Source organism: Paenibacillus sp. PK4536 (genome assembly GCF_028594455.2).
Lineage (GTDB): Bacteria > Bacillota > Bacilli > Paenibacillales > Paenibacillaceae > Saccharibacillus > Saccharibacillus nuruki.
The window spans coordinates 3511790-3525381 of the sequence record NZ_CP126313.1; the positions used below are offsets into that span (position 1 = coordinate 3511790).

Consider the following 13592-nt stretch of genomic DNA (forward strand, 5'->3'; position numbering starts at 1 on the left):
GTTAATGCACCGGTTTTTTGATGATGTCTTTTTGTCTTTTTAATAAAAAGAGTCAGTATTCATATCTGTTTCTACACCGTCTTCATAATAAGAATCTTCACTATATGAGCCTTCGCTTGTTCCATAAGCAAGTGCAGCAATAAAAGCAAACACGATAAAAGCGATCATAATTAAATGAATTAATGTACCTAGTCCACCACAGATTAAGCCTGCAATTGCCATGCCTTGACCTGCTTGTCTACGTGTTTTTAATTCCTTCAGTGCGAGAATACCAAATATAATTCCCAATATTCCGATCACAATACCTAACCCCGGTAGCATGAGCAGCGCAGCTAATGAAGAAATACCTAGAACAAGAGCAGCGATCGCTTTACCATTATTGGTCATCGGGTATTGGGGTGGATAAGGAGCAAATGGGGGAGGATTCTGATTGCCAGGTGGATAATTCGGTTGATGTGGGTCCATAAAAGTACCTCCTTAAAATATGTATAATTGATCCATTTTTTACTTCTTATCATACCATTGAATCCACATATAAAAAACAGGAGACTTTTCTGGCGGGAAAAGTTTCCTGTGGGGTAAACCATACTATAGGGTTAGCAAACGTTTAGATCGAAGTATGACTTGAAAGCGGACGAGTTAGGTTCAAATACATCGCAGTCAGCTCATCAAACCATGTTTTGTCTTTGCTGATCAAAGCGATATCGATTAGATTTTTCAATTGTTCTGGTTCTAATGTAACAGCATCTTGAAAAGAAATTTCTGCTGAAGCGGTAACTACACCTAGAGAATCTTGTTGTAAATATACACGGATCGTACTGTCCATATATTCTTGTCTCAAAAAGTAAATAATTTCGCTCATCAGAATCGGACGAGAGTGAGTAGGGTAGGTACACTCCATAACTTTAACCCAATAATGCTTGTTAGTCAGTTGAACTAAACCGTTCTCGTCAATCAATCTATGGTCTGCTTCAATATGGTAACTAAGATCGAATGTTTGTATAGGGAAATTTTTGCTTAATTGTTTATGAAGGACAGCATAAATTTCTTGTTCGTTTAATTTAATCATGCTAATCATTCCTTTGCTATTATATATTTTTATAAAACGTTTTGGATTGTAAGGGTCAGGTCAACTTTTCAGGTGATGATTTGCAGATTATCAAGCTGTTAAAATATATATCGGTCAATAGACTCATATTTTGTATATATTTTGTCGAAAAAAAGGAAAAAATGTTATAGGAAATGAGGACTATATATGTCAGAAGTTGAAGATCATTTAAAAAAGGGGCTATCTATTCTATTTATCGGTTTTAATCCAAGTCTGAGATCTGGAGAAGTAGGGCATCATTATGCTAATCCACGCAACCGATTTTGGAAAATTCTTTATGAAGCTGGTCTTACAGATCGCTTGTATACACCTGGTGAAGATAGTGAGCTTTTAGAATTAGGTTATGGATTTACTAACATTGTTTCTCGTCCTACACGAGGGGCAGAAGATATTCTGCCAGAAGAATATGCGACCGGTCGACAAGAATTACGAGAGAAACTTACAAAATACCAACCAGAGATTGCTTGTTTTGTCGGTAAAGGAGTCTATCTTCAATATAGTCAACGTGCCAAAGCATCATGGGGGTTCCAAAAAGAACCTATAATAGAAGGAATACGAGAATTTGTAGCTCCTTCTTCTAGTAGTCTGGTGCGAATGCCTGTTGACGATATTATTGATATTTATCGACATCTTTCTGATGAACGATAAGGGTAAATTAGAATACAATCAAAATAAAAGATTGAACAAAATAAAATTTGACAATATGATCAAAAACCGTTTTAATTATGTAGACCGATCGTTATAATGAATTTGAAGGATGTGAATGTATGGGTGAAAAGTCTAACTCACGCGATCTGATTGTAGAGACAGCAGCGAGACTTTTCTTTTCACAAGGGTATCATGCCACAGGGCTGAGCCAGATTATCAAAGAAAGCGATACGCCTAAAGGTTCTTTGTATCATTATTTTCCAAATGGCAAAGAAGAATTAGCTTATGTCTGTATTGAAAAGACCAATGAACATGTATTGGAAAAGTTCAAAGCTGTTTTTGAACAACATCAGACAACAGGCGATGCGATTCAAGCCTTTATTCGCGATATGGCAGACGATACTGAAAAATCCGGATTTACTGGCTTTTTACCCTTTAGTTTTTGGGCAGCAGTAGAGACTTCGTGTATTAGTAACAAATTGCGCTCCGCTTGTCAGGACGTATTTACAGATTGGCAAGAAGTGATTGCTGATCGTCTACAGCAGGAGGGTGCTTTGGAAGTTCGTGCTAAGGAAGCAGCATTACTCATGATCTCGATGATGGAAGGGGCTTTGATTATTAGTCTGACCAATCAAAGTAAACAACCTATGTTGACAGCAGCAGACTATTTGTCAGCAATGATGAAGACAGCAGTATTAACAAAATAAACAATAGATAGAGACAGTTTTAGGAGGATGGGAACGTGGACGTAAGTATGAACGCAGATGCTATCAAAGATCAGCCTGAAGGAAGAAAGTACAAAGTATTACCGATTATGATTTCATTGCTATTGAGTGGATTTATCGGCTTATTTAGTGAAACAGCATTGAATGTAGCGATTAGCTCATTGATGGGACTACTTAGTGTAGATGAAGCTACGATTCAATGGTTAACAACAGGATATCTATTAGTATTAGGTATTCTCGTACCTGTATCCGGATTATTGCTACAATGGTTTAGCACAAGACAACTATTTATTACATCGTTAACTTTTTCGATTGTCGGAACGATTGTTGCGGCTTTGTCACCTAACTTTGAAATACTGTTAATTGCACGTGTATTACAAGCAGTAGGTACAGGATTATTGTTACCACTACTATTTAATACCATTTTAATTATTTTCCCGATTGAAAAGCGTGGAGCAGCCATGGGCTTGATTGGTCTAGTTATTATGTTTGCACCAGCGATTGGTCCTGCAATATCAGGTTTGATTTTAGCTAATTTAACATGGCACTGGATTTTCTGGATTTCATTGCCGTTTCTTGCAATTGCTTTGATCTTCGGAATATTGTTCTTAGAAAATGTATCTAAGATCACCAAACCTAAAATCGATATTCTTTCGATTGTGTTATCAACACTTGGATTCGGCGGAATCGTATTCGGATTCAGTAGTGCAGGTGAAGGTTCTGGCGGATGGGGAAGCCCTGTTGTAGTCGGAACATTGTTATTAGGAGCTGTTTCATTGTTATTGTTTGGCTTCCGCCAGATGAAGATGAAGCAACCAATGATCAATCTTCGTGCTTTCAAATTCCCGATGTTTACAATCGGTCTGATTCTTGTATTTATCTGTATGATGATGATCTTATCTTCTATGTTGATCTTACCGTTATACTTGCAACAAGGTATGGCTTTGACGGCTCTAGGAGCAGGTCTTGTATTATTACCGGGTAGTTTACTGAATGGTTTCTTATCTCCAGTTATGGGTCGTTTATTTGATAAATTCGGTCCGAAATGGTTAGTCATCATCGGTTTGTCGGTTGCGACGATCGCTTTGTTCTCATTCACTAGAATTCATTCAACAACGCCTGTCGGTCTGATTATTGGATTGCATACCGCACTAATGGTGGGTATATCTATGATTATGATGCCAGCACAGACGAATGGTCTGAATCAGTTACCACGTGAATACTATCCAGATGGTACAGCGATTATGAATACATTACAACAAGTGGCTGGTGCGATTGGTACAGCATTGGCTGTAAGTATTCTAAGTGCAGGTCGTGCTAACTTCTTAAGTGGAGTCGATAATCCGAAAGATCCAGCGAATGTGCTGTCCGCATTTACAGTAGGGGTGCAACATGCCTTTATCTTCGCTGTTGTGATTGCTGTTATCGGTCTGATATGCGCATTATTTATCAAACGTGTCAATGTAAAACACGGTATGTAATGATGTGATTAAGCCATCTGAACTCCTCAATCTGGGGATTCAGATGGCTTTTTTAGTCCTATTATCGCAATAGCTTTGGTAGGAATATCATGATTTAGTTTAAAAGATAAAGTACACCTATACTATATAGAAGAAAAAAAGGAGAATCATTATGATTACGATCGATCCAGCATCTATAACCAATATAGATAATTATAAATTAATCACCGGTTCTGTTATTCCAAGACCGATTGCATTTGTGACCAGTCAATCGAGTACAGGAGTGCTTAATCTAGCTCCTTTTAGCTATTTTAATATAGTCGCTTCTGATCCACCGATTCTTTCCATTTCTGTAGCACGCAAAGGTGGCGAAATGAAAGATACTGCTCGCAATGTAATCGAGAATAAAGAGCTGGTCGTTCATATTGTGCATGAAGAATTAACCGAGCAAATGAATCATACAGCAGCTTCATTGCCTAGTGAACAGAGTGAACTTGAATTAACAACGCTTCACACTGTCCCTAGCGATAAAATCAAAGTACCTGGTCTTGCAGAAGCTTTGATTCGATTTGAGTGTGTGTTAGAGCAACATGTACCGATTAGCAATGATAGTGGTGAGATCGTACAAGATTTATTGTTGGTACGCATTATTTGTTATCATTTTGATGAAAAAGTAGTCGATGCAGAGCGCTTCTATATCTGGGCAGATGTATTGAAACCTGTCGCTCGCCTAGCAGGGAATAACTATGCAGGATTGGCAGAGCAATTTACAATAGAACGTCCAAGTTAAATCTATAATGAAGTGATATCGAATAAAATATCTAAAAAAAGACTGAGCCTTGATAATAAGGTTCAGTCTTTTGGCGATAAAGTAGGCTTAATCCATAATTTTGAAAGATTGATCCAACCAAATGCATCAGGATATAATCCTTGAAAAGAAGGGTCAAATAGCAACTTTTGATTAGAATGATAAACAGGTATAAATAAAAATGAAGTGTGTAAAAATTGCTCAATCTTCTCAACATGCTGACTATAATCAGGTAACGGTGTAGCAACAAAAGGAACAAGTAATTGATCTAACTCTTTTAACTGAGCAGGATTCAATAATTGACGTACATACGTTGATCGGTTACTAAAAAAGTTAAGCAATCCCCAGACGATATTTTCCTCTAACATTTCCTGTCCCATAAATAAATCGGCTTCTTGCATTACTGCTTTGGAAGCAAATGAATCACGCGGGCACAAAGTGAGGATCAGACCTATAGAACGTGCACGATCTTGTAACCATTTGCAGACTGCATGATTTTCTGCCCGATTCAGATAATTGAGTTTCAAAGGTTGTTCTTGATAGTCCGTTTGTTGCAGATACTGACGTGCTTGCTCTAATGAATATGTTGGAGCATGGGTTTGTTTGCTTTTCCACGGAAATAAGCTATACGCTGGCTTTAACCAATACTCAGAACATTGCTCTGTCAACAGTGGACGATCTAATAACATATGAATCACTTGTCTAAAAGTGGAGTCATGTTGAATCCCTTCTTTGCAAAAATTGAACATAATAAAATTACATCCAATCACTTTGTAATTCACCTGTGCAGGATCAGTATAATCTGTAGCTTTATTCTGACGAAATAGCTGATAACGTCGATCTGCTTGATAATCAGCCGCTACAAAATAAATATCCACACGATCCAACAGCGATCTTCCTTCAAAATAAGTATCAAAAGCATCAAGTACAATATGATTTTCACTAGAAGAGGTTAAGCGAAAAGCCCCTGTTCCGACCAATTGTCGACCTCGATCAGCCATATCATGATCATGCGGAAGAATGGACATACATAATGAACTAATATAATTCAGGAAAAAGGGATCAGACCGCTGTAGATAAAAGCTGATTGTATAATCATTGTGAATCACAACAGAGTGAACATGGGTGAATTGCCAAAAAGCAGGCGAATCCAAATCACGTAGGCGTTCCCATGTATATTTTACATCCTCTGCGGTCAATATGCGTCCATGATGAAATCGAACTCCTTTACGCAAATAAAATGTCCAACATTGGTCGGTATCATCGCTTTCCCAATAATGAGCCAGTTGAGGTATAAAAGTCTGTGATTCAGCTTGATATGTAATTAATAAGCTACAAATTTGACCGATCAAATGAGATTCAAACGCTGTAAACACAAATGCTGGATCTAATGACTCCAGAATACGACTCTGGTTAATCCGTAATACATCCAGTGTCTGAGAACCATGATGCTCAATATGAAGTCCAAACTGCTGTTCAAGCCGATATTGAAGACGCTGAACATAAGTATAGGGTAACTGTGGATGTTGCAACCATTGTGCGGCTTCTTGTAATTTACCTTGGGTGAGTAGTTGCTCAAAATAGACACTTAATACATGTTCAAGTGAGTGAAGTATCGTTAGCATAGAATGATGTCCACGTCCACGACCGCTCTGCCAGTGAATATATCCTTCTTCTTGAAGTTTGCGTATAATCCACTTTACATTGCGGGTTGTACAGTGCAGAAGAGAAGCCAAATGATCAATTGTTAGAGTATGTGTACTATGTAGGTCTGGATTATTTAATGACAATAGAATCGTTATGTAATGCTCTTGATGCTTCATATCTTTATCTCCTAAGCTGTATTGACTTGTAATGTATAAAAGGGGAAACGATTGATTTAATCTTACTCTTTTTCTTCCTCTTTCTCCAGCTGATAATAAGATGACTGGAAGAGGAGGAATAAAGAATGGAATTTTTGCAATTGCACCGGACGATTCAACTGCGTATTTTGACTACATTTATCACCCGATTAACAGGAACGATGATTTTTCCATTTATGGCGATTTATTTTGCTGGCTATTTAGGTGCAGGCATTGCGGGTATTTTATTATTTTCTAGTCTGATCGTTCAACTGATTGCTAGCTTATATGGTGGGTATTTAGCTGATCGGTGGGGACGTAAAAAGGTAATGGTATGGGGAGAAGGTATCCAATGTGTAGCTTTTCTAGGCATGATGCTAGCTAACTCGCCTTACTGGCAATCGGCATGGTTTACATTTGCAATGATTATTATACATAGTCTCTGTAATGGTCTGATCATCCCTGCTTCAGATGCTATGTTAATCGATGTAAGCACACCACAGACACGTACACTAATGTATAGCATCAATTACTGGTCGATCAATCTGGCGATTACATTCGGGGCATTAATTGGTGGAGCGATGTTCAGTTCGCATCGAATGGCGTTATTTGGATTATTGGCGATCACAGGTTTGATCATCTGGTTAATTACGATCTTTTTGATTACAGAAACCTATGTACCACAGACTCATGTACAACAGAAGAATCATATACAACAGATCAAGCAATGGAATATTATTTCTAGTGGAAAATTGATTATTCGCAATTATCATCAAGTCTGGAAAGACCGGCTGTTTATTCTATTTGTATTAGGTAATATGTTATTGTTATCGACTGAATTTCATTTGACTCAATATATAGGAGTTCGTCTGCAAAATGAATTTGTCCCACAAACGATAATGATCTGGGGCAATGGACAGCTAGAACTAAATGGTATCAAGATTCTAAGTATGATCCAGATCGAAAATACAGTTGGTATTGTACTCCTTTCATTATTTCTTGCTGGAGTGATCCGTCGTTCTAAACGTCAAATTTCTTGGATGAATGTAGCGGTTCTTATCTATATTACCGGATTTGCAGTGATGGCATTTAGCAATACACTATGGATACTGGCTGGAGCGATGCTATTAGCAACTGTAGGAGAGTTGATTCATGTGCCTATTCGTCAATCTCTGCTAGCTCAAATTATTAATGATCAATCTCGTAGTTCCTATATGGCTGTTCATGGAATGGGGACCCAAGGAGCTAGAGCCATAGCGGCTCTTGGGATTACTTTGGGCGTATGGATACCTTCCTATGGTATGTCGATCCTTATTGCTATGGTTGGATTAATAGGATTCCTGCTTATTTCTTATGTCATCAGTCGGGTACAAGCTTCGGCAAAAGCAACTTCGACACAAGGGGTTACCAAAAACCAAGTAACATTGTAAGATATAGAAAGTTGAGAACTAACGTGCATATTAATGTATAAGCAACAGCATGTCTTAGGGGGGATTAACATGAGTAAAGGATCAAAACCGTTAAGCGGAAAAACAATCGTTATTGCAGGTTCAAGAAAACTCGATGAAATGTCAGCATTAATTGAGAAACAAGGTGGAGCAGCGATTGTTCGCTCACTACAAGGTGTAACCACATTCAAGGAGCAAGAAATGGAGCAGGAATTGCGTCTGTTTATTGCCAATCGACCAGAATGGGTTATTTTCACAACTGGAATAGGAGCCAAAGCATTATTCGATGCAGCAGATCGTCTAGGAATCAAAGATCAATTTGTAGAAACGGTGCAACAATCTAAAATCGCTATCCGTGGCTACAAAACATATAACTTTCTCAAAACGCAAGAATTAGCTCCAGACATTCGGGATTCTGATGGAACGATGAAAGGTCTAGAAGATCAATTAGAATCGACCACATTTACAAAAGAACAAATATGGATACAATTGCATGGCGAGCCTGCTCCAGATCTTGTTCAGTTTTTGGAAGCAAAAGGAGCCTCATCTGTACATACCTTATTGCCTTATCTTAATATTGCACCGGAAGCGGACACGTTAAAGCAATTGCGTCAGGAGATCCAGCAAGGAGAGATTGATGCGATTTGCTTTACAACAGCGGTTCAAGTTCGCTATTTATTTAAAGATGCTCGTGAACATGGATATGAAGAGGAATTACGATCTGCTCTCAATCAAGGCGTGCTGGCTGTTTCTGTAGGCAAAGTGACTTCAGAAGCATTGACTCAAGCAGGAATCACCCGAATCGTAGCTCCCGAAAATGAACGAATGGGCGCTATGATTGTAGAAATGGCGAAGTATTTTGAACAATAAAAAGTCTATTCATGAATAATTTGTGTACTCTAATGAAATTTTTCAGTTTATTTCATTGAAAAAGGTTCATTCTCATGTAAGCTTATGATAAAATAAACTATTATGTAGTGAAGGAGAAATACAAAGATGACTATACCTAAAACGTTAACTATAGCCGGATCAGATACAAGCGGTGGAGCTGGTATTCAAGCCGATTTAAAAACTTTTCAGGAATTGGGCGTATATGGCATGACCGTGCTTACCACGATTGTTGCTATGGACCCTAAAACATGGGATCATCAAGTATTCCCTATTGATCTGAAAGTAGTTGAAGCGCAGTTGCGTACTGTACTGGATGGTATCGGTTTTGATGCTTTGAAAACAGGTATGTTGGGTTCTGTAGAAATTATTGAACTGGTAGCACACCATCTGAATCGTTACCCAATGGATCGTGTTGTTATTGATCCTGTAATGGTATGTAAAGGCACTGATGAGGTTCTTCAACCGGAAAATACAGAAGCGATGTTAGAATTCTTGATTCCAGGCGCAGATCTAGTGACTCCGAACTTGTTTGAAGCTTCTCAATTAGCTAAAACAGGTCCTATCACTACAGAAGATCAAATGAAGCAAGCAGCGGCAATTATTTATGAGCGTGGAGCGAAGCATGTATTGATCAAAACACGCGGTAAGATTAAAGAAGGCAAAGCATTGGATTTGTTATATGATGGTCAAACATTTGACTGGTTCGAAGTGGATGCTATTGCTACGGAATTTACACATGGTGCAGGTTGCACAACTTCCGCAGCAGTAACAGCTGGACTTGCTAAAGGATTGTCTGTCAGAGATGCTTATGCTGACGCTAAAAACTTCATTACTCAAGCAATTGCTAACGGATTCCGTCTGAATGACTTTGTAGGTCCAACCCTACATGTGGCACACCGTTTGCAATTGAAATAACAGCATCTGGAGCGGAGGATTGCTCAATGAATCGCTTATCCAAATCGTTACTCGGTGGAGCGCTAGTTTTACTTTTGATGATCATTAGCGCTTGTTCTGGAAATAGTACACAACAACCGTCATCCATGGATAATGGAACCACAGAACAATCAACACCTGCTACTCCTTCGACTGAAGGCAGTACAGACCAACCGGCAACAGGTACTGAACCAGCAACAAATACAGACGGAACGTCTTCAAGCACAGAAGGTTCTACTGAAACAGCAGACAATGGTGGCAAAGAAACGGTCCCTGCTGCCAAACCAGAACTGACTCCTGCTAACGAAGGTCAAGTCGATATTACCATTGTACAACAAGGCCCTGGACAATTTTTTGTACGTCTTAATGAATTTCCAGAAGGATATCTTGTTAGCAATTTAGACTGGACTGGACCAGGATATAGTGAAGCAGCTACATTTGATGAAGCTGTGAAGAACGGTCAAGAAGGCAATAATGGATTCTACGCAAGTAGCGATCATCGCAATTTTGGCTTCATTTATGATGGACATATTGCTGGTGAAGAGGGCAAGTTCACATTAACATTCCGCAATCAAGCCGGAGACGAATTAACGTGGTATAAAGATCTAACATTGCAATAATATCGCTTGGCAATATAAGCGATACTTCATCTATTTCAATGAAAAGTGATTTTTGTAAAGCAAAATATCTTTCTATCGCTTGGCAATATAAGCGATAAAATGTGTTACATGCTGTACTAAATACTCAAGCCTCTGCCGATATATGCGGTAGGGGTATTTTGAGGGATATTTTTGAAAAAAGATGCACAAATAAGCAGTATGTATGCAAATGATGTAAATTACATGATTATCACAAAAATAAGCGAAAGCACTGCAAAGATCAGTGCAAGAGAGGAACAATTATAATGAGAATCAATACATTTAAAACAGAACAAAACTTAGACCGAGGACATTTAACAGCAATCGCTAACGAAGCTTCACGTTTTGCTTCTGACATTCGTATCGCATTTGGTAACCCTGACAACCGTAGAGAAGTAGACGTAAAAAGCTTGTTGGGTATGATGTTGATGATTATCCCTGCTGGAACAGAAATCGAATTAACAACTCGTGGTAAAGACGAATTGGAAGCTTTGGAAAATGTACAAGCATTATTTGAACAAGTTTTGTTCGCTCCATCTGTATAATATCTCTTTCATGTAACTCAACAATTATAATGCATTATAAAAAAACCTTCTGTCTTTTGTAGACAGAAGGTTTTTTGCTGATGATATCGGGTAATAGATAGCAAACTCCTACCAGAAGGTATTCAGTTGCCATTTTACTTAAAAGCGATCGGTTCGATACTTTTTGGGCGTGATTCCTGCATGCTTTTTGAAAGCTTTGGAGAATGAGAATAAATCAGGATAACCGACAGAATAAGCAATTTCAGCTAGAGAATAGTTGGTTTCAGTGAGTAATTGCCGTGCTTTACTCATTTTTAGACTACGAATATATTCAGCAGGCGGGGTCTGATGAACTAGATGAAATTGTTTGCTAAAGTGAGTCCGATGCACGCCCACATGACTTGCTACATCCGCAACCGTAATTCCGCGATCATAATGACTATGAATATAAGCGATAGCTTCTTCCATCCATGAAGTGGTAGAAGATAGAGTATCCGCTACATAATGATTAATATGAGAAGGATGATCCGAGGATAATTCGGCAAAAATACTATATAACAATTCCAATCGTCGTAATTCGCTACTGAATTGATTCGAATCTTCATTGGTAGATAGAATACGTTCGAACTTTTCTTCCAGTTGATCAAATAACTCTGCACTCACTTCACTATACCCTTGATGCATACCACTTTGTTCTATAAGTAACCTGGCTTGAGGACCTGTAAAACAAATATAATACGTTTCCAAGTCTTCATCCATATTATTAATATATTCAAAAGGTTCATTGGGAGAAATACACCATACATTGTAAGAACCAAGAATATAGCTTTGCCCTTTATGAATAATAACTCCACCATGTCGATTAGCGATCCAAAAGCAATTGTCGATGCCTGTAAACAACCGCCTACTTTGAGCCTTTAAAAAATAACGACCTGCTTGAGCAATTCTTAATCCTCCGGATTGTGAGAATAAGGAAGGAGAAATAAGAAACCGTTCAACCACTTCACGATTTGTTTCAATAGAACGAAGCATATTGAACGTTCATCCTTTCCAAATATAATCTAACTTCTTTATTATATACTACATAATGACAAAATAATACAAGACAAAATGACATTGTTCGTTTACAATCAAATTGCTATGATCTAAATCATGGTATTCCTACTAAAATGATGGGTTTTCATAAGATTGATCATTTTCATTGATGTACCAATAGATTCTAAACAGCAGATGGAGGACGTATAATGAAAAACATGAAAATGAAATCTTCTCTTGTCTTGGCACTTACTTTACTACTTACAGTGTTTCTATCTGCCTGCGGAAATAGCTCTGACAGCTCAGCAGATGGTAAAGTAACGATTAGCTTTTTACATTGGCGTGGGGAAGATACACAAGCTTTCCAGAAAATTATTGATCAATTTGAAACTAAAAATCCAAATATCAAAGTAGATATGCAGACTTTAACTTCAGATCAATATCAATCCACAGCTCAAGCTAAATTAACAGATGGTTCAGTCGGCGATGTATTTGCCTCTTTCCCGGGTGCACAATATGCAGCTCTGTCCAAAGCAGGTCTATATACAGATTTAACCAACGAATCGTTTTTGAAAAATTATAACGCTGACCTTATTGATGTTGGCGCTAAAGATGGAAAACAATGGGCAGTTCCTTACCAACTGGTCTACAACCAACCTATTTATAATACTGAAATTTTCAAAAAATATAATTTGACGCCTCCAACCGATTGGGATGGATTCCTTAAATTATGTGCAACACTCAAACAAAATGGAATTATTCCGATTGCTTTTGCTGGAGCAGATATTGGACCAGGGCAATTTATGAATACAATGGTTATGAATAATGAACCTAGCGAAGATATTTTCACCAAGGTGGAAGCTGGGCAAGCTAAGCTAACAGATGAATTCTGGGTCAAAACGCTAACTCAATTTAAAGAGTTAAATGATAATGGTTACTTCCAAGAGAACTCACTCGGTACAAAAGATGCAGCAGCAGGGGCTTTATTTATTCAAGGGAAAGCAGCTATGTTAGCTAGCGGTTCTTATCAATTAGCTCAAAATGCGAAACAGAATCCAGAGCTCAAACAAGCATTATTAGCACCTATTACTGTATCGGCAGATCAAGCCAAATATGAAGGTGTACACACCAGTACATTCATGTTAGGTGTTAATAGCCGTTCTAAACATCCAACAGAAGCGAAGAAATTCCTTGAATTTTTGAGCCAACCGGATGTAGCAAGTCAGTATGCAAATGAAACCGGACAAAATGTAACCTTAAAAGATATCAAATACGATAGTCCAGAATTGAACATTGCAGGCGATTGGGCAGATAAGAAAACATTATTCCAACCTCGTTTTACGATTTTAAATTCGGAAAATCAAAAAGCAGTGACGAATTCAATTCAAGCTGTACTGGGCGGAGCAACACCTGAACAAGCAGCACAGGATGCACAAGCGATTATTGATCAACAAATTAAATAAATGATGAACATATAATGAACGTATAAGGGAGAAATAAAACGCGCTTGTTCATATTAAAGCGCTGAAGGGC

At 38.1% G+C, this 13592-nt stretch carries 14 protein-coding genes; 10 read left to right on the plus strand and 4 right to left on the minus strand.

All coding sequences use genetic code 11. The features are described 5' to 3' along the window. Positions 1-39: 39 nt before the first annotated feature. Positions 40-465, minus strand: coding sequence for a DUF4190 domain-containing protein (locus PO903_RS15730; RefSeq protein ID WP_069328219.1), 426 nt, complete (start codon positions 463-465; stop codon positions 40-42). 142 nt (positions 466-607) lie between these two features. Further along, positions 608-1069, minus strand: coding sequence for an IDEAL domain-containing protein (locus PO903_RS15735; RefSeq protein ID WP_069328220.1), 462 nt, complete (start codon positions 1067-1069; stop codon positions 608-610). Positions 1070-1255: 186 nt separating this feature from the next. Between PO903_RS15735 and PO903_RS15740 the strand changes: the two genes are divergently transcribed. The 4 genes from PO903_RS15740 (at position 1256) to PO903_RS15755 (ending at position 4731) form a co-directional block, all read left to right on the plus strand. Continuing rightward, positions 1256-1756, plus strand: a complete 501-nt coding sequence (locus PO903_RS15740; RefSeq protein ID WP_069328221.1) for a mismatch-specific DNA-glycosylase — start codon at positions 1256-1258, stop codon at positions 1754-1756. A gap of 119 nt (positions 1757-1875) precedes the next feature. Beyond that, a complete protein-coding gene (locus PO903_RS15745) occupies positions 1876-2463 on the plus strand; it encodes a TetR/AcrR family transcriptional regulator (protein WP_069328222.1) in 588 nt (195 codons plus the stop codon). A 47-nt stretch (positions 2464-2510) separates the two neighbouring features. Then, the gene (locus tag PO903_RS15750; RefSeq protein ID WP_137224339.1) at positions 2511-3962 is read left to right on the plus strand and encodes a DHA2 family efflux MFS transporter permease subunit; all 1452 of its coding nucleotides are present in this window, start codon (positions 2511-2513) and stop codon (positions 3960-3962) included. Positions 3963-4113: 151 nt separating this feature from the next. Then, positions 4114-4731 (plus strand): flavin reductase family protein, encoded by a 618-nt coding sequence (locus tag PO903_RS15755; RefSeq protein WP_069328223.1) that lies wholly within the window; start codon positions 4114-4116, stop codon positions 4729-4731. A 62-nt stretch (positions 4732-4793) separates the two neighbouring features. On the opposite strand, the gene PO903_RS15760 is transcribed toward PO903_RS15755, so the two are convergent. Next, entirely contained in the window at positions 4794-6572 is a 1779-nt protein-coding gene (locus PO903_RS15760) for an ABC transporter substrate-binding protein (protein WP_273593899.1), read from the minus strand. A gap of 125 nt (positions 6573-6697) precedes the next feature. Here PO903_RS15760 and PO903_RS15765 point away from each other — a divergent pair, with 125 nt between their 5' ends. The 5 genes from PO903_RS15765 (at position 6698) to PO903_RS15785 (ending at position 11045) form a co-directional block, all read left to right on the plus strand. Then, entirely contained in the window at positions 6698-8020 is a 1323-nt protein-coding gene (locus PO903_RS15765; protein WP_273593900.1) for an MDR family MFS transporter, read from the plus strand. 69 nt (positions 8021-8089) lie between these two features. Then, positions 8090-8908, plus strand: a complete 819-nt coding sequence (locus tag PO903_RS15770; protein ID WP_273593901.1) for a uroporphyrinogen-III synthase — start codon at positions 8090-8092, stop codon at positions 8906-8908. A 126-nt stretch (positions 8909-9034) separates the two neighbouring features. Further along, entirely contained in the window at positions 9035-9844 is an 810-nt protein-coding gene (gene thiD, locus PO903_RS15775) for a bifunctional hydroxymethylpyrimidine kinase/phosphomethylpyrimidine kinase (protein WP_069328227.1), read from the plus strand. Between the two features lie 26 nt (positions 9845-9870). Then, a complete protein-coding gene (locus PO903_RS15780) occupies positions 9871-10482 on the plus strand; it encodes a hypothetical protein (RefSeq protein WP_069328228.1) in 612 nt (203 codons plus the stop codon). Positions 10483-10766: 284 nt separating this feature from the next. Then, entirely contained in the window at positions 10767-11045 is a 279-nt protein-coding gene (locus PO903_RS15785) for an HPr family phosphocarrier protein (protein ID WP_069328229.1), read from the plus strand. 138 nt (positions 11046-11183) lie between these two features. Here PO903_RS15785 and PO903_RS15790 read toward each other — a convergent pair whose 3' ends face one another. Beyond that, entirely contained in the window at positions 11184-12056 is an 873-nt protein-coding gene (locus tag PO903_RS15790) for an AraC family transcriptional regulator (protein WP_137224155.1), read from the minus strand. Between the two features lie 212 nt (positions 12057-12268). On the opposite strand from PO903_RS15790, the gene PO903_RS15795 reads away from it, so the two are divergent. Continuing rightward, entirely contained in the window at positions 12269-13522 is a 1254-nt protein-coding gene (locus tag PO903_RS15795; RefSeq protein WP_273593902.1) for an ABC transporter substrate-binding protein, read from the plus strand. Positions 13523-13592 lie beyond the last annotated feature (70 nt).